20 protein-coding genes are annotated in these 24,497 nt (G+C 43.4%); 7 read left to right on the top strand and 13 right to left on the bottom strand.

The features are described 5' to 3' along the window. From EDD59_RS11665 to EDD59_RS11690, 6 genes are all read left to right on the top strand, one after another. The gene (locus EDD59_RS11665; protein WP_132382055.1) at positions 1-429 is read left to right on the top strand and encodes an ATP synthase subunit C; all 429 of its coding nucleotides are present in this window, start codon (positions 1-3) and stop codon (positions 427-429) included. A 1-nt stretch (position 430) separates the two neighbouring features. Continuing rightward, a complete protein-coding gene (locus EDD59_RS11670; protein ID WP_132382057.1) occupies positions 431-739 on the top strand; it encodes a V-type ATP synthase subunit F in 309 nt (102 codons plus the stop codon). A gap of 28 nt (positions 740-767) precedes the next feature. Continuing rightward, positions 768-1,355, top strand: coding sequence for a V-type ATP synthase subunit E (locus EDD59_RS11675; protein ID WP_243117414.1), 588 nt, complete (start codon positions 768-770; stop codon positions 1,353-1,355). Beyond that, entirely contained in the window at positions 1,348-3,114 is a 1,767-nt protein-coding gene (locus tag EDD59_RS11680) for a V-type ATP synthase subunit A (RefSeq protein WP_132382059.1), read from the top strand. The genes EDD59_RS11675 and EDD59_RS11680 overlap by 8 nt, the downstream gene beginning before the upstream one ends. A gap of 15 nt (positions 3,115-3,129) precedes the next feature. Then, positions 3,130-4,497, top strand: a complete 1,368-nt coding sequence (locus tag EDD59_RS11685; protein ID WP_132382061.1) for a V-type ATP synthase subunit B — start codon at positions 3,130-3,132, stop codon at positions 4,495-4,497. 143 nt (positions 4,498-4,640) lie between these two features. Beyond that, a complete protein-coding gene (locus EDD59_RS11690; protein WP_132382063.1) occupies positions 4,641-5,267 on the top strand; it encodes a V-type ATP synthase subunit D in 627 nt (208 codons plus the stop codon). A gap of 105 nt (positions 5,268-5,372) precedes the next feature. On the opposite strand, the gene glgB is transcribed toward EDD59_RS11690, so the two are convergent. The 12 genes from glgB to EDD59_RS11745 form a co-directional block, all read right to left on the bottom strand. Beyond that, positions 5,373-7,298 carry a 1,4-alpha-glucan branching protein GlgB gene (gene glgB / locus EDD59_RS11695; RefSeq protein ID WP_132382065.1) on the bottom strand — a complete coding sequence of 642 codons (1,926 nt, stop codon included), beginning with the start codon at positions 7,296-7,298 and terminating at the stop codon, positions 5,373-5,375. A 174-nt stretch (positions 7,299-7,472) separates the two neighbouring features. After that, positions 7,473-10,481, bottom strand: coding sequence for a hypothetical protein (locus EDD59_RS11700; protein ID WP_330572084.1), 3,009 nt, complete (start codon positions 10,479-10,481; stop codon positions 7,473-7,475). 1,052 nt (positions 10,482-11,533) lie between these two features. Continuing rightward, positions 11,534-13,444 carry a methionine--tRNA ligase gene (metG, locus tag EDD59_RS11705; protein WP_132382069.1) on the bottom strand — a complete coding sequence of 637 codons (1,911 nt, stop codon included), beginning with the start codon at positions 13,442-13,444 and terminating at the stop codon, positions 11,534-11,536. A gap of 136 nt (positions 13,445-13,580) precedes the next feature. After that, the gene (locus tag EDD59_RS17825; protein ID WP_165920926.1) at positions 13,581-13,730 is read right to left on the bottom strand and encodes a hypothetical protein; all 150 of its coding nucleotides are present in this window, start codon (positions 13,728-13,730) and stop codon (positions 13,581-13,583) included. Between the two features lie 148 nt (positions 13,731-13,878). Next, complete coding sequence (locus EDD59_RS11710; protein WP_132382119.1) at positions 13,879-14,409, bottom strand: transcription repressor NadR; 531 nt, start codon at positions 14,407-14,409, stop codon at positions 13,879-13,881. A gap of 40 nt (positions 14,410-14,449) precedes the next feature. Then, positions 14,450-15,307: a carboxylating nicotinate-nucleotide diphosphorylase gene (gene nadC / locus EDD59_RS11715; protein ID WP_132382071.1), complete on the bottom strand. Its 858-nt coding sequence runs from the start codon at positions 15,305-15,307 to the stop codon at positions 14,450-14,452. Then, positions 15,276-16,511, bottom strand: a complete 1,236-nt coding sequence (locus tag EDD59_RS11720) for an L-aspartate oxidase (protein WP_132382073.1) — start codon at positions 16,509-16,511, stop codon at positions 15,276-15,278. The genes nadC and EDD59_RS11720 overlap by 32 nt, the downstream gene beginning before the upstream one ends. Before the next feature lie 132 nt (positions 16,512-16,643). Continuing rightward, complete coding sequence (locus EDD59_RS11725; protein WP_132382075.1) at positions 16,644-17,618, bottom strand: NYN domain-containing protein; 975 nt, start codon at positions 17,616-17,618, stop codon at positions 16,644-16,646. Next, on the bottom strand, positions 17,594-18,148 hold the full coding sequence (yfcE, locus tag EDD59_RS11730) for a phosphodiesterase (RefSeq protein WP_132382077.1): 555 nt from the start codon (positions 18,146-18,148) through the stop codon (positions 17,594-17,596). Before yfcE ends, EDD59_RS11725 begins: the two co-directional genes overlap by 25 nt. A 344-nt stretch (positions 18,149-18,492) precedes the next feature. Further along, positions 18,493-19,170 carry a TIGR00266 family protein gene (locus EDD59_RS11735; RefSeq protein ID WP_132382079.1) on the bottom strand — a complete coding sequence of 226 codons (678 nt, stop codon included), beginning with the start codon at positions 19,168-19,170 and terminating at the stop codon, positions 18,493-18,495. A gap of 96 nt (positions 19,171-19,266) precedes the next feature. Continuing rightward, the gene (locus EDD59_RS11740; RefSeq protein ID WP_132382081.1) at positions 19,267-21,981 is read right to left on the bottom strand and encodes a cation-translocating P-type ATPase; all 2,715 of its coding nucleotides are present in this window, start codon (positions 21,979-21,981) and stop codon (positions 19,267-19,269) included. Between the two features lie 132 nt (positions 21,982-22,113). Next, positions 22,114-22,719, bottom strand: a complete 606-nt coding sequence (locus EDD59_RS11745; protein WP_132382083.1) for a nucleoside recognition domain-containing protein — start codon at positions 22,717-22,719, stop codon at positions 22,114-22,116. Positions 22,720-22,864: 145 nt separating this feature from the next. Here EDD59_RS11745 and EDD59_RS11750 point away from each other — a divergent pair, with 145 nt between their 5' ends. Beyond that, on the top strand, positions 22,865-23,479 hold the full coding sequence (locus EDD59_RS11750) for a YcxB family protein (protein ID WP_132382085.1): 615 nt from the start codon (positions 22,865-22,867) through the stop codon (positions 23,477-23,479). Positions 23,480-23,594: 115 nt separating this feature from the next. Here EDD59_RS11750 and EDD59_RS11755 read toward each other — a convergent pair whose 3' ends face one another. After that, positions 23,595-24,461 carry a permease gene (locus tag EDD59_RS11755; RefSeq protein ID WP_165920927.1) on the bottom strand — a complete coding sequence of 289 codons (867 nt, stop codon included), beginning with the start codon at positions 24,459-24,461 and terminating at the stop codon, positions 23,595-23,597. Between the last annotated feature and the right edge of the window lie 36 nt (positions 24,462-24,497).

Genomic DNA, 24,497 nt, shown 5'->3' on the forward strand with positions numbered 1-24,497 from the left:
ATGACTTTAGCAACAAAAATCATTTTTATTGCAGCTTTAATTCTGAGTATTATCATTCCATTTGGCTACTACCTAATTGGAGAGAAGAACAAAAAACGCTATAAGAAAACCATCGGTGTAAACGCATTTTTCTTTTTTGGCGCATTCGCTGCCGCCTCCATTATGATGCTGGGCGGCGACGTGCAGGCAGCTGACACCTCTGCTGCCGCGTCTGCAGCAACAGGACTTGGCTATCTCGCAGCCGCTCTGGTTACCGGTTTATCCTGTATCGGCGGAGGTATTGCCGTGGCAAGTGCAGCCAGTGCAGCTTTAGGAGCCATCAGTGAAGACTCCAGCGTACTCGGTAAGTCACTGATTTTTGTAGGTCTTGCAGAAGGTGTCTGCCTCTATGGGCTGATCATCTCCTTCATGATCCTGGGTAAACTGTAATATGAAAATGTATCTGATCAGTGATAATGTCGATACCTATACAGGAATGCGTCTTGCAGGAGTAGACGGGATTGTTGTGCACGAGCGTGAAGAGCTTTACGACACTCTCCAGAAAGTCCTGCAGGATAAGAGCATAGGCATTGTTCTCCTCACAGAAAAATTCGGAGTGGAATTTCCTGATATTATCAATGAATTCCGGCTGGAGAGGAAGATGCCTCTTCTTATTGAAATTCCTGACAGGCATGGAACCGGGCGTAAAAAGGACTTTATCACATCTTATATTACAGAAGCCATAGGGTTGAAGCTGTAAAGCAAAACATAAAAAGGAGGTGCCCATCTTGGATCTGGAAGAAAAAATTTCGCGCCTGCGGACTACCTCTATGAAAGAGGCAAGGGCAGAGGGAAATGCCATTATCGATAAATACCGGGAAGCATTGCAAAAAGTATTGGAAGACCATAAAGAAGAAGCGCTCCGCCAATCCGAAACCCGGATTAAGGCTGAAACTATCAGCGCCAAGCTTCAGTTAAATCAGACCATGGCCCGTTCCCAGCTTGAGTTGAAAAGGATGCAGGGAAAGGTTCAGCAAGAGCTAAAGGACAAGATTTTTGAAGAAGCTGCCATTTTGGTACAGGATTTCATGAAGACAGATGACTATAAGGATTACCTTATAAAATGTATCCGCAAAGCAGTAGCCTTTGCGGGGGACGACATCGTAGTCATCTATATCAATCCCTCCGATGAAGAACTTCTCCCTGCTTTAGAGGCTGCTGCCGGTGCAGAGCTCACAGTCAGCAAAGAAGATTTTACGGGCGGCATCCGCGCAGTCATCCGAAGCCGCAATGTTTTAATAGACGACTCATTTAAAACGGCTCTTCGGAATGAATACGACAAATTCTTTTTCTCAGGAGGTGGCAGTATTGCTTAATACTGGAACAATATATGGAGTTAATGGTCCCATCATCTATCTGAAAGGCAACACTGGCTTTCAGATGTCAGAAATGGTATTTGTGGGGAATGAAAAGCTTGTGGGGGAAGTCATTGCCCTGGATAAGGATTTGACTACGGTACAGGTTTATGAAGAGACAACAGGGCTTCACCCTGGTGAAGAGGTAATTGCATCAGGCAATCCGGTCTCTGTGACTCTTGCCCCCGGGATTTTGAATAATATTTTTGATGGCATCGAGCGGCCCCTGGAAAAAATTTCTGAAACAGGCGGCCCATTTATTACCCGCGGTGTCAGTGTAGATGCCTTGGACAAGAAAAAAAAGTGGAAAACTCATATCACTGTAACAAAAGGAGCATATCTTCACCCCGGAGATATTATTGCAGAGGTTCCTGAAACTCACGCCATTGTGCATAAGTGTATGGTGCCTCCCAATCTGCAGGGCACTGTTGTGGATACTGCACCGGATGGAGACTACACAATTCAGGATACACTGATTACACTGGAACTTAATAATGGAGCAAAAAGAGAACTGACCATGACTCAGCAGTGGCCCATCCGTATGGCGCGGCCAGTTCAGAACCGGTTTTCTGCATCCAAGCCACTTATTACGGGACAGCGCATCATTGATACCATGTTTCCTATTGCAAAAGGAGGTACAGCTGCAATTCCCGGCGGATTCGGCACCGGGAAAACTATGACCCAGCACCAGATAGCAAAGTGGTCCGACGCGGATATTATTGTTTATATTGGCTGCGGAGAACGTGGAAATGAGATGACTCAGGTTCTGGAAGAGTTCGGAAAACTGGTCGATCCCAGAACAGGCAACCCGCTGATGGACAGGACAATTCTTATTGCCAATACCTCCAATATGCCTGTAGCGGCCCGTGAGGCCAGCATCTATACGGGCCTGACGTTGGCTGAGTACTACCGGGATATGGGATATGATGTAGCGATTATGGCGGATTCCACCTCCCGCTGGGCAGAGGCACTGCGGGAGTTGTCCGGGCGCTTGGAAGAGATGCCTGCAGAAGAAGGGTTTCCTGCATATCTTGCTTCACGGCTTTCCGCATTTTATGAAAGAGCCGGCATGATGCACAATCTAAATGACACAGACGGCTCTGTCACAATCATCGGTGCAGTTTCCCCTCAGGGGGGCGACTTTTCCGAACCTGTGACTCAAAATACAAAGCGTTTTGTGCGCTGCTTCTGGGGATTGGACAAGAGTCTGGCATATGCGAGACATTTTCCGGCCATCCACTGGCTGACAAGCTACAGTGAGTATCTGGGAGATCTGGCCTCCTGGTACCACGATAACGTTTCTCCCAAATTTGTAGACTACCGCAACCGCCTGATAGCGCTTTTGAATCAGGAGAGCAGTCTTTTGGAGATTGTGAAACTCATCGGAAGCGATGTGCTGCCTGATGACCAGAAACTAATACTTGAAATTTCCCGTGTCATCCGTCTTGGGTTTTTACAGCAGAATGCTTTTCACAAAGATGACACTTGTGTTTCCATGGAAAAGCAATTTCTCATGATGGACACAATTTTATATCTTTACAAACAATCCCGTTCACTGGTAACGATGGGGCATCCCATGTCCGTATTAAAATCAGAGGATATTTTTGACAGAGTTATCGCCATCAAATATGATGTGCCAAATGACAAACCGGAAATGTTTGCTCAATATCAACGCGATATTGATGCCTTTTATCAGCGTGTGCTGGAAAAAAATGCTTAAGGAGGGAGAGAGCTCATGGCAATAGAATATTTAGGACTCAGCAGTATTAACGGCCCTCTGGTAGCGCTGGAGGGTGTACAGGACGCCTTTTACGATGAACTTGTAGAATTCGTCGTGAATGATACAGAGCATAAAATCGGACGCATTATCGAAGTATATGAGGACAAGGCAGTGATACAGGTATTTGAAGGAACCGAAAGCATGTCCTTAAAAAACACCCACACCCGCCTCACCGGGCATCCTATGGAAATTGCCCTTTCACCGGAAATGCTTGGACGTACCTTCGATGGCATCGGGCGCCCCATCGATGACCTGGGACAGATTACTTCTACTTTAAAAAGGGATGTAAACGGCCTGCCTTTGAATCCTGTTAAGCGGGAATATCCCAGAAACTATATCAACACCGGCATTTCTGCCATTGACGGCCTGACAACCCTAATCAGGGGACAAAAGCTTCCGATTTTTTCCGGAAACGGACTTCCTCACGACCAGCTCGCTGCTCAAATTGTAAAGCAGGCTTCTCTCGGCGAGGATTCCGGGGAAGAGTTTGCCATCGTATTTGCCGCCATGGGTGTCAAGCATGATGTGGCAGACTTTTTCCGCCGCACTTTTGAAGAAAACGGAGTTGCCGACCATGTTGCCATGTTCCTGAATCTGGCAAACGACCCTGTGGTAGAGCGTCTCATAACACCAAAAGTGGCACTTACCGTTGCAGAATACCTGGCTTTTGACCAGAACATGCATATTCTGGTCATCCTCACCGACATGACCTCCTTTGCCGAAGCCCTGCGTGAAGTCTCCTCCTCCAAAGGAGAAATCCCCAGCCGGAAAGGGTTCCCTGGATATCTCTACAGCGAACTTGCTTCCATATACGAACGTGCCGGCATTATAGAGGGAGCAAAAGGCTCTGTAACCCAGCTCCCCATACTGACCATGCCAAACGATGATATTACCCATCCAATCCCCGATTTGACCGGTTACATCACCGAAGGCCAGATTGTGCTGGAGCGGGAGCTTCACGGACAGTCCATCTACCCGCCGATCAACATCCTGCCCTCCCTCTCCCGCCTCATGAAAGACGGCATCGGAGAAGGCTACACCCGGGAAGACCATCAAGATCTGGCAAACCAGCTCTTCTCCGCCTACGCAAAGGTAGGAGATGCCAGAAATCTGGCATCCGTCATTGGGGAAGATGAACTCTCACCCATCGATAAAAAATACCTGGAATTCGGAAAGACATTTGAAGAAAAATACATCGGGCAGGGACAGCAGGAAAACCGCAGCATAGAAGAAACATTAAACCTGGGATGGGAACTGTTAAGACTGCTGCCAAAAGAAGAACTGGATCGGGTAGACACAAAAATACTCGACAAATATTACTAAAAGGGGTCAGTCCCTTTTGCGGTCCGTTTTCAGAATATTCTTAAATTAATTAGAAGGGCTGAAATGTTCACGAATTAACCGTGGGTATTTCTATCCGGCGCGTAATCGATCTGGCCCTTCGGTACTGAGAAAGGAGGACACATATGGATCCACGTACTTTTCCAACCAAGGGCAACCTCATGCTTGCAAGGAATTCTCTGGCCCTTGCCCGGCAGGGCTACGATCTAATGGACAGAAAGCGAAATATCCTGATTCGTGAGCTGATGGATTTAATTAATGAAGCCCGTGATATTCAAGATGAAATAGACAGTACATTTACCTACGCCTACCGCTGCCTGCAGCGTGCTAATATTGAGCATGGTATCAATATGGTTTCGCAGCTTGCTTACACCATACCCATTGAAAACTCCATCACAATACAAACCCGCAGCATCATGGGTACTGAGATTCCTCATGTGAAATATACCCCCAGAAACAACGTTCCCACCTACTCATTTCACACAACAAAGGAATCCATAGACATCGCTGTACAGGCATTCCGCAAGGTGAAGGACCTAACTGTCAAGCTTGCCATGGTGGAAAATGCTGCCTATCGCCTTGCCGCCAATATAAAGAAAACCCAGAAGCGTGCAAATGCTCTGCAAAATATTACAATTCCAAAATATTCCCAACTTGTATATGATATTACAAATGCATTGGAAGAAAAAGAACGGGAAGAGTTCACACGTTTAAAGGTCATTAAACGCATGAAAGAGAAAAAAGGTGCCTGACAAAAAAGAGGAAAGATTCCTGCATGTTGCAAATCCTTCCTCTTTTTAAAATATCTCATCTTTTAAACCATTTCCCCACAGGCTGGTCTGTCTGTCCTAAAGCTGTTAAAATTCAAATATCGCAGCTCCATATCCCGGCAACGGATAAGCAAAAGAGTAAACTCTGCCGTCACATTCCTTTTTTTCAGCCTTATAAACAACTGGCCTTTCTTCACCCGCTCCGCCATATTCCTTTTCATCGCTGTTGAGCACCAGCTTATACTGCTTTCTTCTTGGCACCCCCACCCTGTAATCGGAACGCTCAACAGGTGTGAAATTGCATACAAATAAAAGATTTTTCTTTCCTTCCTTAGAGTGTCTTACAAAACTGAAAATGCTTCTGAATGTATCATCCTTATTAATCCACTCAAATCCTGCCGGCTCATCGTCCAACTCATACAAAGCCTTGTTTCTCTTATATAAATGGAGTAAGTCCTTATAAAATTTTTGTATCTGCTGATGAGGCTCCTCCGCCAGCAAAAACCAGTCTAGCTCCCGTTCCTCGCTCCATTCGCGAAGCTGCGCAAACTCCTGCCCCATAAATAGCAGTTTTTTCCCCGGATGCCCCATCATAAATGCATAGGCTACCTTTAAATTCGCAAACTTGTCAAATCCCTTCCCCGGCATTTTATTAATCATAGAGCGTTTCAAGTGTACCACTTCATCATGGGACAATACGAGTATGTAATCCTCGCTATATGCATATTCTATAGAAAATGACATCTGATAATGTGCATTTTTCCGAAACAGGGGATCCAGCTTCATATATTCCGTAAAATCATGCATCCAGCCCATATTCCATTTCAGACTGAATCCCAGGCCTCCATCCTCCGGCGCTCCTGTAACCTTTGGCCATGCGGTAGATTCCTCTGCAATCATCATAGTCCCGGGATTTCTGCCCAAAACCACAGAATTCAGATGCTTAAAAAATGCAACCGCTTCCAGATTCTGATTTCCTCCCAATTTATTCGGTATCCACTGTCCTTCTTCTTTACCATAATCCAGGTAGAGCATAGAGGCCACAGCATCCACGCGCAGCCCGTCTGCATGATAATGTTCAATCCAGAACAGTGCGTTTGCTATTAGGAAATTCTGTACCTCCGGTTTCCCGTAGTCAAAAACTTTCGTCCCCCATTCCGGGTGCTCCCCTTTTCTTGGATCCGCGTACTCAAATACCGGGGTCCCGTCAAAAAGAGAAAGTCCATGTGCATCCCGGGGAAAATGTGCCGGCACCCAGTCAAGTATGACTCCAACCCTGTTCCTGTGGAGATAATTAATCATGTAGGCAAAATCCTCCGGCGTCCCATACCTGGATGTGGGAGCATAATATCCCGTCACCTGATACCCCCATGAGCCATCAAAAGGATGCTCCGCAATTCCCATCAGCTCCACATGTGTATACCCCATATCTTTGACATACTTTACAATCTCTCTGGCGAATTGCCTGTATGTATAAAAGCCTTCATTCTCCCCGTCCGGATGCCTCATCCATGACCCCATATGAACTTCATACACAGAAAGTGGACTTTTCTTATTATCCCACTCTCTTCTGCCTTTCATCCACGCTTCATCTGTCCAGACTAAATGTGAAATATCCGTAACCCGGGATGCCGTTCCCGGACGCAGTTCTGCATAATTGGCAAATGGGTCTGCCTTAAATATGCGCTTTCCTTGGGCTGTCTCTATACAAAACTTGTATAAGTCGCCTGATTTTACTCCCGGGATAAAGCAGGTGTAAATGCCAATCTCTCCCTGGCGCTCCATATAGTTTTTTTCAAAATTCCAGCCGTTGAAATCGCCGACAACGGCCACCCGTCTTGCATTCGGAGCCCAGACCGCAAAATATATTCCTTCTTTTCCTCCTACTGTTACTCTGTGGGCCCCAAGCTTTTTGTAAATCTCGTAATGAGTACCCTGCCCGAACAAATATTGATCCAGTTCCCCGATTTCATAAGGCTTTGTCTTCTTCCGTACGGTTTTACTCTTCCCCATAAGCCCACCTCACAGTTCGTATTTTATACCTATAATTATACTTGAAATAACCGGAAAAGGAAAGAGAAATCCCTCGAAGAGTATTTTTGCAATATGAAATGAAAGTTTTCCATTACAAACATACAGACAGGCCCGCGAAGAGTCTGTCTGCCGCTTTTTAATTTTTGTTTTAGCTTACGCGTTGAAATCTTTTTCTGTCAAAATAATTTTGTCAGAATCATCTGTGTTTTTTCCAAATACCCGCTTTACCAGTTTTTTTGCAGATGCTTTCTGAGAGTGATCCATAGCACTGTCCATAACATCTTTTACCTCCGCAACCGATACCGCATGGTCTTCCCTCTGCAGAGCGTCAATCCTGCTGTAGAGTGCCAAAATTCCCATCTCATCAATCCGGTAACCATTCTCCTGGGCATATGTCTGGCCAAATGTTACAAGCTCATCATTGATAAAAACAGGCACCTCCAGGCGGGCTGTAAACTTTTTGCGGAACTCCCTGTTAGAGGAGAGCAGTCTGTCCAGAGGTTTTCTCTGTTCCTCAAGTACAATCAACATTTCCCCGGTATCCTGTTCCATAGCCTTGTTCAGCCTTGCCACGGTTTTCTCATTCAATTTTCCGGCCTTCTCAATAATTAATGCCCCGCCATAAAGCTTTGCAAATATATCACTGATTTTTTTCTTATTCAGGGAATCTCCTGTTATAATTGCCACTTTGCCCTGGCGGATATTTCTCTGTTTCTGAATTGCTTTCACAACATCTACAGCCAAAACGGTCTTTCCATTCCCTTTATTACCTATAATCAGCAGGTTTCCTGTATTGGAAGTACCCCGACGGTTTGTACAATTGCGGTCCTGTTCAAGAACATCAACAAGCTGTTCACTCATCCCCCTTACAGGCACAAAATATGAAAACAACTTTTTCTGCTCATCCGTAAGCCCCGCTCTGGTTCCAATACCACTCTGGGTCTCCAGCTCGTAACGTCCATGTACGATGAATCCAGTGTTAGACATAGAAAGTGCATTAGAAATATCGTCCAGAGGAAGTGGCGCCGTCTTTCCTGTGGCAATAAGTTTAGCTGTTTCCTTACGGCTCAGGGGGGTGGTTGCAGACATAATATCTATACCATTATCATCCGGAATTTCCCTGTCATCCGGCTCATTAGCATGCTCTGGATTTGGACGAAATTCCTCTTCAAAGTTGGCCTCAATATTTTCCAAATTGTCTCCGGCAGCTACCCGGTCACCATACTCATCATATTCCTCTTCCGGAGCCTTATAGTCTTCTTCGTAGGAATCATCCACCAGCTCATCGTAGTCTTCCTCGTAAGAATCCTCTTCCAATTCCCCGTAATCCTCCTCGTAAGAATCTTCTTCCGATTCATCGTAATCTTCCTCATAAGAATCCTCTTCCAATTCACCGTAGTCCTCCTCATAAGAATCCTCTTCCGGTTCATTGTAGTCTTCCTCGTGGAAATCCTCTTCCGGTTCATCGTAGTTTTCTTCGTAGGAATCCTCTTCCGGTTCATCGTAGTTTTCCTCGTAGGAATCCTCTTCCGATTCATCGTAATCTTTCTCGCAAGATCCCTTTTCGGGTTCCTCGCCGAATTCTTCATAAGGATCTTCTTCCAATTCGTCTATTTCTTCAGATTCATCTTCACTCAGTTCATCTTTAGATTCTTCTACTTCTTCCGGAAGGTCATCGACAACCACTATTGGTTCATCTTCAATATCCTCTTTGACTGGTGCTGCTGTCTGCACCGGTTTTGATTTTTCGGGAAGCACACCCTCAATCTCGTCTATCATACGCTGTATATCCTCGGGCAGTATCGAATCCGAATCCTCGCCTTTTTCCTCATCTTCCATTCTAGCCTTTTCTGCCGGTTCCTCTTCGCTGTCCCAATCCAGCAAAATATCTTCAATACTAATCTGACCATCAATCTGTCCGTCGTCTTCCGGCTCCTCAGACTCCGCTTCAGTATTCTCTGGTTCTATGTCCTTCGGTTCTGGACTTTTGACCTTTGCAGCTTCAGGTTTCTTATCTTCTTCATCCTCTGCAAGTGGTTCTGCCTTCAATTCCTCCAGGTCTGCATCAAGCGGCTCATCCTTATCATTTTTCCCTGTAAGTTCATTTACAAGTTCAAGATCAATTACCGATTCAATCTCTTCAATTGCATCCTCCAGACCGGAAACATTTTCCTCATCTTCCAATGCATCTTTAGCCTCCGACCTTTCTTCATCCTTAGGCTTCAAAAGCTTCTGCAGGGCTTCCTCCAGCTTCATTGTACTGCCGATTCCTCTTTTAGTCAGCTTCTGCACGCTCTCGTCTTCACCAGCTAACTCAGATTCATCAATGTCCTCTTCGCCGGAATCTTCTTTATCCAAATCTTCGATTATCTCTCCATAAGGTTGCTCTTTATCGTTGTCTTCCTTGATTACCTCTTCAGCATCTTTCGCAGGATTCCCTTCAATTGTTTCCTCTTGCTCTTTGTCCCCCATTCCATCTTGATTCATATCCGCCACACTTGCCTGATACTGTGTTAGGTCAGGAATTTGCTCAGTTTCTGCTTCAACCTTCTCATAACGGTGATCATACCGCTCCTGCTGTGACGGAGTCAACGGCTTATACTGCATCTTTAACTCCATTGCTTTATAGACATATTTACCCTCGCTGAACCAAAGGATTAGGTCATCACATTCCTCCAGACACTCTACAGTCATCCCTGCTTCCTGGTACAGCTTTGCTAGTTCATATGCCCATTCCTCAATATATTCTGCCTTCTTAAACTCCTCAAGAGCTTCAATCTGCTGTTCAATCGGCGCCCTGCGCGCTCTGAGTATCTTATACTTTAAAATGTGTTGGTTCGGATCTTTCGGAGCTATCTGCATAAAATCATCGTAATAATCTATAGCCTCATCCACATTACCTGTCTTAAGTGCAAGCATACACAGACGGTAAAGCACCTTTCTACTTCCCTCCGCACGATGATAAGCAATATTCAGAACCTCATAACTTTTTTGATAATACCCACTTTTTTCATATATATCGCTGACATTCATCAACATTGTGACATTCCTAACCCTTTTCCAGTCGATGACATCTGCAATCTCTGCCGCTTTACTATATGCACCGCTTTCCATAAGTTCAAGCATCTGTTCTGTCTTTAACTTATATTCGTACTTATCCACAGCACTCACCTCGTTAATATTATTTATACTCCTAATGGTTTTCAGGATAGTTACCTATATTCTTTATCCGGCATACGCCCGTTTATACGCACCTGTGCAGATAATTCTGAACCTAGTTTACCATAAGCACCCCATAATGTCAAAAAAATGCATCCCCAATTGACATTGAAGATGCATTTTAATTTTTATTTAGTTTTCTCATAATATATATTTTATAAATCGGAGGAATCATCTGATTTATCGTTCCTGTAAGACCTTTACCGCTTTGACTATTGACACTTCAGTCCGCTTATTAAGACTGGCTTATTAAACCTCCTGTTCTTCAATATCCAAAACACTTTATAACTAAAATCCGGTGATTTTCACCTCCAGTATCAATCCATAAGTTCAAAATCTGATACTAAGTTATTCATCCTATAACCTTTTGTCTCCTGCAGTATTGTGTTGCAATATTCCAACAGACTATTTGGCTATTCATTCTATAACTACAAACTTCTTATGAAATGATATCCTCTTCATGTTTCTTTACACATTTGAGGAATTTTGTTATGTGTGGTATCTATATTCAATACATTGGCAAATGTTAAATCTTTGTTGTTCATCCAGCTTATTGAACTCTCCGATTAGAACTTTTTATTCTTCTATGTACTGGATTCCTTTATCTTTTGTCGGTAAAGGTCTCTTCCTCACAGGAACCTTCATCTGCCGTACCACTAACATATTGAATTATAAATGATGCTACACTGTCCATTGGACCTCTGCCTCCTTTATAATAATTTCTAATCCAATTGAACATCTCTTATTTTAATGTTCTCTTAGATAATATCCTTTTTGAGATTTTTAATTTTATTATCTCTTTTGGATTGGTTACATACTACCACAGCTTATATTATTTGTCAATGCATTTTATGCCATTTTTAAAAATAAATTTATTATTGTTTTTATTTTTATGAATTATCTGTCTATTATAACCCTTTAGACAGTCACTCGCCGTTAAATTTCTGGAATTTGAAAACAATTCTGAAAAAGAACGGCAAAAGGGACTGTCCCCTTTAACGAATTTCTGCTCCGGCAGGCATGTCCTTTTCCGGAGTTACAATCGACAGCTTTCCTTCTACATCTTCTGCACAGAGAATCATTCCTTCTGATAATACCCCTGCCAGTTTTGCAGGCTTTAAGTTTACGAGCACCATTACTTTTTTGCCAACCATTTCTTCTGCCGTATAGTAAGCTTTAATACCAGATACGATTTGTTTTAACCGACTCCCAATTTTTACCTGGGAACAAAGTAATTTCCTGGACTTTGGCACTTCCTCGCAGGCTATAATCTCACCTACCTGAAACTGCATTGCTTGAAATTGGTCAAATGTAATTTCCGGTTTTTCTTCTATATCAATTACATTTTCGTCCTCTATATTTTCCTCTTCTTTATTTATAGAAGGATGAAGCCTTTCTACCTTCTTCATGACTTCGTCTATGTCCAGTCTCTGGAAGAGTATTTCAGGTTTGTCTGTGACATGTCCTCCGTTTAACTGGGTCAGGATTTTCTCGCTGGTGGAAGGCATGAAAGAGCTAAGAAGTCTGGCCCCCGTAGATATACCGTCAATCAAATTCCAGAGTACGGTTTCCAGTCTGTCTTTTTTTGTGTCGTCCTTTGCCAGAACCCAGGGCATAGTTTCATCAATATATTTATTGCAGCGTTTGAAAATGTTAAAGATTTCTGTAATTGCATCTGCAACGCGCAAATCATTCATTTTTGCTTCTACTACCTTTGGTGTGCCTTCCACAACTGCCTTCATATCTGCATCAACTTCTTCTGTTATACCTTTGTCCGTTACCACACCCCCGAAGTATTTATTTGTCATAGAAACGGTGCGGTTTACCAGATTTCCTAATGTATTTGCCAGGTCTGCGTTCATGCGCTCTACCATTAACTCCCAGGTGATAACTCCGTCATTCTCAAAGGGCATTTCATGGAGTACAAAATAGCGCACTGCATCCACACCAAAGAAGTCCACCAATTCGTCTGCATACAGTACATTTCCCCTGGACTTGCTCATTTTACCATCTCCCTGGAGAAGCCATGGGTGGCCGAAGATCTGTTTCGGGAGAGGCAGATCCAGTGCCATGAGGAAAATAGGCCAATAAATTGTATGGAAGCGGATGATGTCTTTTCCAATCAGATGTAAGTCTGCCGGCCAGTATTTTTTAAACTGCTCTGTGCTGTTTCCGCCACAGTCGTAGCCAATACCTGTAATGTAGTTTGTGAGGGCGTCCAGCCACACATAGACAACGTGTTTTGGATCAAAGTCTACAGTAATTCCCCAGTTAAAAGATGTCCTGGATACACACAGATCCTGCAGGCCCGGAAGCAGGAAGTTGTTCATCATCTCATTTTTGCGGGATACTGGTTGAATAAATTCAGGATGTGTGTTAATATGCTCAATCAACCGATCTGCATATTTGCTCATTTTGAAGAAATAAGCCTCTTCTTTTGCCGGCTGCACTTCACGTCCGCAGTCAGGGCATTTTCCGTCTACGAGCTGTGACTCTGTAAAGAAGGACTCACAGGGGGTACAGTACATTCCTTCATAATACCCTTTGTAGATGTCTCCCTGATTGTATAACTTCTTAAAAATTTTCTGAACCTGCTTTTCGTGATCCTCATCTGTAGTGCGGATAAACTTATCGTAGGAGGTATCCATTAAATCCCATATTTGCCTAATCTGACCGGCAACATTGTCCACAAATTCCTTCGGAGTAATACCTGCCTCATCCGCCTTCAGCTCAATTTTTTGACCGTGCTCATCTGTCCCTGTCTGAAAGAACACATCATAGCCCTGGCTCCTTTTGTATCTTGCAATCGCGTCGGCAAGAATAATTTCATAAGTATTTCCAATATGTGGTTTACCCGATGTATAGGCAATCGCTGTAGTAATGTAATATTTTGGTTTTTCTGACATAGTAATATCTCCTTTAGAATTATTGTACAACGAGACGAAACACGCTTTGTGGGTTTCACTCGCATAAAAAACCGCCTTCTTACTATATATAAAATATAAATAAGAAGACGGATTATCCCGTGTTACCACTTCTAGTTCATTCTGCCTTCACAGACAAAACCTCATGAAGTGCCTGTAAGCACTTCTCCGCTGTAAAGGGCGGATCCCCTCGCAGCCTTGCCGGAAAATATGTTGTTTCCTGTTCGGTGCGCCGCTCAAAAGCCATGTTCACCTGCTTTTCATCCATCCCTCTCAGCTGCGGATCTGCACAAAAACTCGCGGGATTTCTCTGTAGGATGTCCGTCAGACTACTCTCTTTATCATTGCGTTTGATTTTATTTCTCCTATTAAAAAACAGTATCACAGCATTTTTAAAATGTCAAGGCTGAGCTACTTTATATGGATTCAAAAGGTCCCTCCATATGCACAAGATATCCTTTCCTGCGCAGCATTTCCTCTATCATGTCCAGAGTTTCTTCATTTTCAGCCTCCACTCTATGGTAGTGATAATTTGATGTAATATTTTTGAGAGGGCTGGACTTCCCATTCTTAATGTCCTCCAGAAATTCCATCACTTTTCTTCTGGAATTAATGTTAAGTTCAGCTTCCAGATGGCCATACACCCGGTGATTGACTATCACATTTACCACACTGCCACCCAGGTCTACAATGGAGCACAGCTCCTGCTCCAGTTCCTCGTCTGTGTGGTGCACCTTAAATATTCTGTATGCAACATGAGGTGTATGCAATACATATCCCCGGTTTGTCGAAATGATGTCGTAGCCGGATGCCCGAATCAAAGCAATATCCTGCACAATAACCTGACGGCTGACTTCATATTCCTTCGCCAGAGCCCTGCCGGACACCGGTACGGTGCTGCCTTTTATTTGGTTGATTATAGCATCCCTTCGCTTTGAACCTGTCATCATATGGTGCTGTCCACTCCTTTCTTTTTGTTCATCTCTTTCATTCCTGCACTGCGTGAAGATTTTTCAGAGAAATATCTAGGATCGGGGCTGAGTGAGTTAAAGCTCCACTGGATACATAATCCACTCCAAGGGCAGTAATACTTCCAATATTTTCCTTTGTTACATTCCCGGAACATTCTGTCTTGGCCCTGCCGTCAATCATACGGATAGCTTCCTGCATCTCCTCAGTTGTCATATTGTCCAGCATGATGATATCTGCCCCCGCATCGACAGCCTCCTTTACCATATCTAGATTCTCGGCCTCAACTTCAATCTTCCTTACAAAGGGGGCATATTCCTTCGCAAGCTGCACAGCCTTTGTCACGCTCCCGGCCGCACCAATATGATTATCCTTCAGCAGTACACCGTCTGATAAATTATACCTGTGATTATAACCGCCGCCTGCCCGGACTGCATATTTTTCAAAAATACGCATATTCGGTGTTGTTTTTCTCGTGTCAAGCAGCTTAATTCTTGTTCCCCTTAAAAGCTCAGCCACAGTGTGTGTGTAGGTCGCAATTCCGCTCATTCTCTGGAGATAATTCAGGGCCACCCTCTCACCGGACAAAAGCACGCGAATGTCACCTGTTACTTTTCCCATAAGCTCCCCCGTTTTCACCGACTCACTGTCTTTGCAGTAGAATTCTACTTGTACAGTGTCATCCAACAATTCAAATACTCTTTTAAATACGTCAAGACCGGCGACAATTCCATCTTCCTTGCAGATTAACTCCACTTCACCGGTCACAGCCTCTTTCATCACAGCATTTGTTGTGACATCCTCACTAGAAATATCCTCCTCCAGTGCCGCCAGAATGAGATGGTCAGCCTGCAATTCCATGGTAATTTTGTTCATCTGTCTGTCCCTCCTGTCGTTTCGTCTTATCTTCTTTCTCAATATAGAATCCCTTAATCTTATTCGCCGCCCGTTTTGAGAACACAAGGCTTTCCAACAGGGAATTGCTTGCAAGGCGGTTTGCCCCGTGGACACCATTGCAGCTTGTCTCACCTACCGCAAACAGCTGTTCCATCGATGTCTTACTGTCCGAATCCACCCAGATTCCTCCCATAAAATAATGCTGGGCCGGGACTACCGGAATACATTCCTTCGTCACATCATAGCCTTCTTCCCGGCAGTATTGATAAATATTTGGAAAATGGTTCAGAATTGTTTCTCTGTCAATATGTTCCATCGAAAGCCATACATGATCTGTACCATCTTTTTTCATCTGCTTACAAATTTCTTTTGTCACAACATCCCGGGGAAGCAGCTCATTGACAAACCGTTCTTTATTTTTGTTATAAAGAACAGCCCCCTCACCCCTGACGGATTCAGAAATCAAGAAACGTCTTCCCGGCTTCTTTGAGTATAACGTAGTTGGATGAATCTGTACATAGTCCAGATGCTGCAATTTGATTCCATGTTTTCTAGAAATATCTATCGCATCGCCGGTCAGGTGGGGAAAATTAGTAGAATTCTTATATCTTCCGCCTATACCGCCGCTTGCAAGAATCGTATAATCCGCATAAATCTGAATTTCCCTTTCCAATTCATTTTCCGCTTCTATCCCCACACATTTTCCATTCTCCACAAGCACATCCGTCATAGTCGTATATTCAGCTATAGTGACATTTTCAAGCTTCCTCACCTGCGCGAGAAGCTTGCTTGTAATCTCTTTTCCCGTGATATCCGCGTGATACATAATTCTCGGCTTCGAGTGGGCGCCTTCTCTTGTATACGCGAAATTCTTACCCGCTTTTTCAAACTCCACTCCATATCCAACCAGGTCGTTTATAATTTCCCGGGAGCTGCGAATCATAATGTCCACTGACTCCTTCCTGTTTTGATAATGACCCGCCCTCATAGTATCCTCGAAGTAGCTGTCATAGTCCTCCTCATTCCTCAGTACACAAATTCCCCCCTGTGCAAGAAAAGAATCACTGCTCTTAACATCCGACTTTGTAATCATCAGAATATCCTTATCCTTTGGCAGATTAAGTGCCGCAAAAAGGCCGGATACACCAGTGCCAACAATTACAATATCTCTCTTCATTTCCATCTCACCTCTCCCCGCCTACGCGATAAACTCACATTATTATAACACATGAGTTTACATGTGACAAGACAGTAAAGGGGTCAGACCCTTTTGAGGTTCGTTTTCCAGCAATTCTGACAATTTAGCGTAAGATGGTTATTCCTCTTTGGAGTTTTTGTTATAAACCGCCCAATTCTGTTCCCCGTCATCCTTAATCTGAATTTTTGGAAAACTTTGTATATATTGCTTGAATTGAGAAAATCCGTAATCTCTTACCTTAAAATCTCCAAATTGATTTCGTATTTTATTGCCCAATGTGCCAAGTGATACCCCCTGAGCACCTGCATTTTTTACAAGCATGATAATATACTCTTCCAGCATCTCTTCTTTACTTTTATCTTCATACAATGTGACTGTAACCTGTGTCCCGTCCTGGATCAGATTCAGCTTCTGAAATGTTTCAAGAAACTTTGACAACAGACTATACCCGTAACGGCGCACATCAAAATCAGGATATAACTTAACCAGACGGCTCCCCACCTCACCCAGACCGGTTTCTCTATCATTGTTCTGATTTTCTGTAATAATCTTGACAACAGCCTCTTCTATTTCATTTTTTGAAACCACATCCGTATGATTCTTCTTATTTTCTCTGGCAGTTGCATGTACTGCGCTCTTTTCTTCTTTTTCTATAGTATTATCTTCCAGCAACAGCTCCAGAACCGTAAAAATATCGCAGGCTTTTCTGAACGGTGCTGGGGTTTTATCCTCCCCCATACCAATTACTGTCTTTCCGCTCTCCCTAAGACGACTGGCCAGTTTAGTAAAATCACTGTCGCTTGATACCAGACAGAAGCCTTCCAAATCACTTGTGTACAACATATCCATAGCATCAATAATCATAGCTGAATCGGTGGCATTCTTGCCATGTGTGTAGCTAAACTGCTGTATCGGTGTGATAGAATTCTGCAGAAGTTCCTCCTTCCAGCTGGAATTGTACGTACTAGTCCAGTCCCCATATATCCTTTTGTACGTTACATTCCCATATTTAGATAACTCATCAAGTATTGGCTTGATATATTTTGCAGAAACATTATCTGCATCAATCAACAGTGCATATTTGTCTTCCATGTGTGGTACACCTCTCCATTCATATCTTTCCATTCAAATAAATGTTTATCATATATCATATAACTATGTGCCGAATTCTCTTTCGGGATAGAAACAGAACCTGGATTCATATAAATATATTTTTCTTTTTCTTCACATACCGGAACATGGGTATGTCCGTTAAGTAAAATATCCCCTTCTTTCAACATTGGTAAATGTTCTGGATTGAAATTGTGCCCGTGAGTGACAAAAATCGTCTGACCCTCCAAATCCAACAGACAGTATTCGGCCATAATCGGAAACTCCAGCACCATCTGGTCTACTTCCGTGTCACAATTTCCCCGCACACAGAGCAGATTCTCCCTGACGGGATTGAGCATCCCTATTACCTCTTTGGGAGCATATTCCTTGGGCAGGTCATTGCGCGGTCCATGATATAGAATGTCACCTAATAACAATAGCCTGTCCGCCTTCTCTCTCTCATATGCATCCAGCATCTGCCTGCAGTAAAAAGCAGAACCGTGAATATCTGATGCAATCATCAGCCTCATATTGAAACTCCTTTCCTGCAAAGGGGTCAGACCCTTTTGCGATCCGTTTTCAGAATATTCTAAACATTTCTTTTTATGCTTCTTTTAAGTATAGTTGAAAGAAACCTCAGCCGTCAAATCATTTATCACTTGAAAGTCAAAAAGGTAACAATTCAGCCATCAGCTCGATTCCGCTGTGCTTCATCTCGCTGTGGCAGAACGCCCTATGAATTTTCAGCAGTATATGCATACGAAAGCAAGCTTTCTCCTGCCTACGCTGTCAAAAACACGCATGGCTGAACTGTTACCAAAAAAGCAGTCGGAAAAGTACTAGTGTCTTTCCAACCGCTTTTTCTATCCTGTTATTATGAATTTCCGCTCGGTATGAACGGGCGCATGGATGCTGCCACACTGGAAATTGGCATGGTCTGCAGCCAAATTTTGCCCGGACCGGTCAGTACAGTATTGAACAGCCCTTCACCTCCAAGCAGTTTATTTTTCAGGCCGTGTACCTGCTGAATTTCCATATGAACACCTACTTCAAATCCTGCAACATTGCCTGTATCTACAATAATCTTCTGTCCTGCCTCCAGCTGATATTCCACCAATTCTCCATCAATTTCAACAAAAGCCTGCCCTGTTCCTGACAATCTCTGCATAATGAACCCTTCTCCGCCAAAAAATCCCGCTCCCAGCTTTTTGTTAAAGTGTATCGAAAGCTCTACCCCTGCTTCAGATGCAAGAAATGCGCTCTTTTGCACTATCATCTCTTTATCAGATGTGATTTCAAGTGACATAATTTTCCCGGGGAAACTGGATCCAAACGCAATAAGCCCTGCGCCATGTGCTGTATAAATATTTTGAAACATACTTTCACCTGAAAATGCCTTGGAGAACATTTTTCCAACCCCGCCGCCTGCCGTATCCATCTGCATATTTGGACTCATCCAGACCATAGAGCCTTTTTCTGTAATCATTTGTTCCCCATCTTCAAGATGGCACACAACTATAGGAAAAGCGCCTCCTTTAATCTCATAATTCATCTCATACCTCCATTTGAAGTTCACGTGTACAGTATTCTGAAAACTACTGACATTTCTCAATTCAAGATTACTTCACAAACACCATACTGTCAAGCTTCAAACTCTTTTCGTATCTGCAGATCTTTTATGAATTTTAAGAATATTCTGAAAACCGCCCGCAAAAGGGTCTGACCCCAAAAGTACAAATATTTCATGGGCAATGAGTGGGAATATTGCCAATATGATTAGTTCTGCCCACTCTCCGAAGGAAAGTGCGGCTGTACCGAACATGGTCGTCAAAACCGGAATTTCTGTCACTGCTGCCTGCAGGAAAAGGCCAACGCCAAAGGCCGCGGCCATGACCGGATTGAAGCCTCTTTTACGTGAAAATATAGATGTATGCACATCCTGCATTCCCTGTGCATGGAACAGCTGGGACATTCCCAATACGGTAAAGGCGTAGGTCTGAGCACGTGTAAGCTGCTCCGGGGACTGAAATACTATAGCAATATTTGCCAGTGTAAATGCTTTTTGCTGCTCTGCAAGTATCATCCACGGGATTTTTAAAAATGCAGTCAGACTGATTGCCGCTATAAGGCATCCATAAAAAATAGTGCAGGCAGTTCCGCCATTTGAAAACAGTCCCTCTTTTGCCCTTCTCGGCGGCCGTTTCATCAGAGCCTCTTTATCATTTTTATCCACACCCAGGGCCAGTGCCGGCAGAGAATCTGTAATTAGGTTAATCCATAAAATATGGCTTGCCTTCAATGGAGATGCCATACCCAGAATAACTGCCATAAACATAGTAATAATTTCACCGAAATTTGAGGACAAGAGGAATAGAACTGTCTTTCTGATGTTCTCGTAGATGCTGCGTCCTTCTTCGATGGCCTTTTCAATCGTGGCAAAATTATCATCTGTCAATATCATATCCGCGGCATTCTTTGCCACATCTGTGCCGGTAACCCCCATGGCAATTCCAATATCCGCCATGCGCAAAGAGGGTGCATCATTCACGCCGTCGCCCGTCATAGCTGCAATGTTCCCTGTCTCTTTTAGCGCTCTTACGATGCGCACTTTATGTTCCGGCGACACTCTGGCAAAAACATTGATTTTTTTGAGCTTCTCTTTCAGCTTTATATCTGAAATTTTTTCCAGTTCTTCTCCTGTCATGCACTCATCCATTTTCTTTGCAATGCCCAACTCTCTTGCGATGGCAAATGCAGTATCAATATGGTCCCCCGTGATCATAACGGTGCGGACAGATGCGCGTTTAAACTGCTCGACTGCAGCCTTTGCTTCTGGCCTAACAGGATCAATCATTCCTGCCAGCCCAATGAAAGTTAAGCCTTCCTCACGCACTTCCTTTTCCCCCGGCCTCACTGCAACGGCAAGAACTCTTAAAGCCTGTGACGAAAATTCGTCCACGGCCTGACGTACCTGTCTGCGGTATACGTCTGTCATAGACTGAACTTTTCCGCTTATCATAATCCTGCTGCACTTTTCCAGAACAACCTCGGGAGCACCTTTTGTATAAGCTATAAAACCCTGGGGCCCATGATGTACAGTAGTCATCATCTTACGCTGGGAATCAAAAGCTTTTTCCTCCACTCTTGGGAGCCTTTCCCTTAGCCGCCCAATTTCTTTTCCCGGATATCCCCGGGAAAATCTTAGCAGAGCCAGCTCTGTCGGGTCACCCAGCTCCTCCTGTTTTGTAATCACTGCGTCACTGCAGAGAGCCATCCCTTCCAAAAATTCCTCCGGCATATTTGGAGCTGTTTCACTGGCTTTGTAAAAATGTTGATTTACATAGTACCTGATGACAGTCATTTTATTCTGGGTCAGCGTGCCTGTCTTATCCGAGCAGACAACATTCACTGCCCCAAGAGTTTCTACCGAAGGAAGCTTTCTGACAATCGTATGAACCTTTACCATCCTGGATACACTCAACGCCAGCACTATTGTAACAATAGCAGGCAGGCCCTCCGGAACTGCTGCCACAGCCAGTGATATTGCTGTAATAAGCATCTCTAAAATATTCCGTTTTTGGAAAACAGCAATGCCAAATAAAGCGGCACACAAAAGAATTGACACAATGCTGAGTATTTTTCCCAGATCTGCCAGCTTTTTTTGGAGGGGTGTAAATTCTTTGGGAACATCATCAATAATAGAAGCAATTTTCCCAATCTCTGTTTCCATGCCTGCCGCTATTACAACGCCCTCCCCCCTGCCGCTGGTTACAAGAGTAGACATAAATACTTCATTTCTCCGGTCCCCCACCGGCAAAGTCCTTGAAGCCTGAAAGGCAGCATCTTTATTGACCGGGAGGGATTCTCCCGTCAGGGCAGATTCTTCCACTTTCAGATTCCAGGTCCTGACAAGCCGTAAATCTGCGGCAACTAAAGCCCCGGTTTCCAAAATAACCACATCTCCTTTTACCAATTCCGATGCAGCAATTTCCCGGATAACACCGTCCCTGCGCACAATAGCTTTAGGGCTTGTCAGCTTTTTAAGTGACTCCAGTGCTTTTTGTGCTTTTCCCTCCTGTATCACTCCAACCGTGGCATTCACAACAACGACAACTGCAATAATAATAGCGTCACTGATTTCTTTTAACAGGAAAGAAACCAGAGCCGCTACAAGAAGTACACAGATAAGCGGGTCATTCAATTGTTCCAGGAAAGCTTCCGCTGCTGTCCTTTTCCTTCCCTCCTTCAGAACATTTGGGCCGTTTTCCTGAAATCTCCTGGCTGCCTCTGCCTCTGTTAAGCCCCTTTCTTTATTTGTATGAAGCGCATCCAATATCTCCCGTATCGATTTCTCTTCAAACAAAATATCCCTCCTTCCGCGCTTGTACAATATCCGAATAAATATCGGTATTGTATCTTATGCAGAAGAAGGGAAGGTTAGTCCTACTAATTTTAAAATACACCTGCAATCAGTTCAATATATTTTTCCAGGTATTCACGGTCTCCGATCCATTATTTTACAATACACCACCGCCGCTATGGTACTCATGGCTGTGGCCACAATCCCCGCTCCTACAATCGCCGCCGGATTCACGCTGCCATACTGGCTCCTGTAGGCAATCACATTCACAGGAATCAATTGCAGAGATGAAATATTCATAATCAAAAACGTACACATCTCATTGGAGGCTGTCCCCTGCTTCACGGTACGGATTCCCTGCCTGTTCCGTTCCTTTTCCAGCTCAGCCAAGGCAGACATGCCCTGAAGACCTGCAGGCGTAGCAGCCCACCCCAGGCCTAGAAAATTGGCAATAAAATTTGTAGTTATATATTCATTCGCTTTATGTCCTTCTGGAATCTTCGGAAATAGGAATCGAATAAGCGGTCTCAGTTTTTTCGACGCCATCTGAATAATCCCAGCCCTGGTAGCAATTTCCATTATTCCGACCCAGAATGACATGACTCCCATCATTGTAATACACAAGGAGACAGCCTCTTTTGACGAATCCAATGCAGCATTTGTGACATCCGGCATTTTCCCATTAAAAGCACCAAAAATGACACCTACAATAATCATTCCCGCCCATAGATAATTCAGCATTTTCTTTCTCCTGAAGTCTTTATATCATTTTATGAGGCTGAAAAGTCAATATGACACTAAAATCATTTTAAGTTTTTATTTTATATATATAGCCTTTTTTATAAAAGTATCTTATAATAGAAACAAATTTGCAAAGGAGATACATATGTCTGCCCTTTATAAAGTTAAAACAACGCATACAAAACAAGTTTTAAAAGATTTTATCAAATTTACTTATAAGGTAAAGAACCCTAAGGCATCCTTAAGACTCTATACCTTGGCCGGATGTTTTTTCGTCATAGCTGCAACATTTAAAGATTTCAAAGCAGCAATGCTAATCTCCGCCGCCATAGGAATATTTATCTTCTTATTCACGCTGTTTAGACACAAAATAGCTCTCTTCAGGCTGAAAAGGAACGATCAAACTTATAAGCAGCAGTCCGAGATACTATTCAGTTTTGATATGGGTGGATTTATCATTGAGACAAATGGAGTTTCCACCGGGGAAAAAATTAAGTACTCTAAAATCACAAGCTTCTACAGAGATACACGAAATTACTACATAGGAGTAAATGATGCAGAATTACATGTACTTCCTTACTCTGATTTCAAACTGGGGAATGTAAAAGATTTTACTGCATTTATAAAAAGCAAAACAGGAAAAGAAGTAATGGAAATAAAGATCCCGTTGAAAGAACAAATACAGCGCATGCAAAGGGCCATAAAGCTTTCAGAAGAGCAGCATGACCAACAAATCGCCGAAAAAAGAAAAAAGAATTAATCTATTTAAATAGAGGTTGCCACAAGAAATTTAATTTACGGCAACTGTTAAACGTTCCCGTAAATTAAACTCAAAATGCAGCAGCCTCTTTGTTTTATATTCGCCAAAATAACTATTAGCTCTTTGCAGCATCCCTGAAGAACATTCCTGATGTAAAGAGCATAACGCAAATTACAATCCATGTCAGTGCTGTAAGTGGAAGCTCCTTAACAATGAAATATGCTACAAATACACCAAGCACTCCAAATATCGTAAGCATAACAGATGCTTTCCTGTCATATTTACCTTCTTTTATAAATTTCATACTTCCAGACGGCATCAGGAAAGCACAGGACCCCATCATAATTGGAAATGCAACTTTAAGATTCAGCCCCAAGGCACCACAAAGTGCCATGCATGGTGCATAAAGTCCAACACCAATCATCATGAAAGCACCAAGTAAGAAATTCACAACAATGCCAATTACCAACTTTATGCCATGCAGCGCTGTCGCTGTTCCTGCCGCACCGAACGGTCCTATTTCGAGTAACTTACAAATAAATACAATGGCAAGTGCAATCAGGGCACACCCCAGTGCTATACGTACATACTTCACTGACCACTTAGAAACAATAGACGCTCCCAGTACAGCTCCTAATACAGATGCGGCAATCATCCCGACTAAAGTTACCGGTGCAATCTCAATCAGCCCAAAGAATAAAACAGCCTCCGTAACAACGGGAATAGTGTCACCAACATTCAGTGTTCCAGGCATTACAGCATCCGGGCTCGATTTTGTAAACTTAAATCCCGCCTGTGTAGTCGCAAAACTGCCAATTCCCAACGTATCCAAGAAATTAGTAATAAAACCAATGATGCCAAGAGGAAATAATTTTTCTTTAGTAAACTCCTCCTTGTGTGCAATACAATCCTTTATCCAATAAACCGCAAATACAAGGGTAAACAGGATGAGGACCACCCTCAAAATAAGTACAGCATTCATCAACATTCCTCCTAATATTATATTCAATTTTTCTAA

Origin of the sequence: Muricomes intestini, assembly GCF_004346165.1 — a bacterium.
Classification (GTDB): domain Bacteria; phylum Bacillota; class Clostridia; order Lachnospirales; family Lachnospiraceae; genus Muricomes; species Muricomes intestini.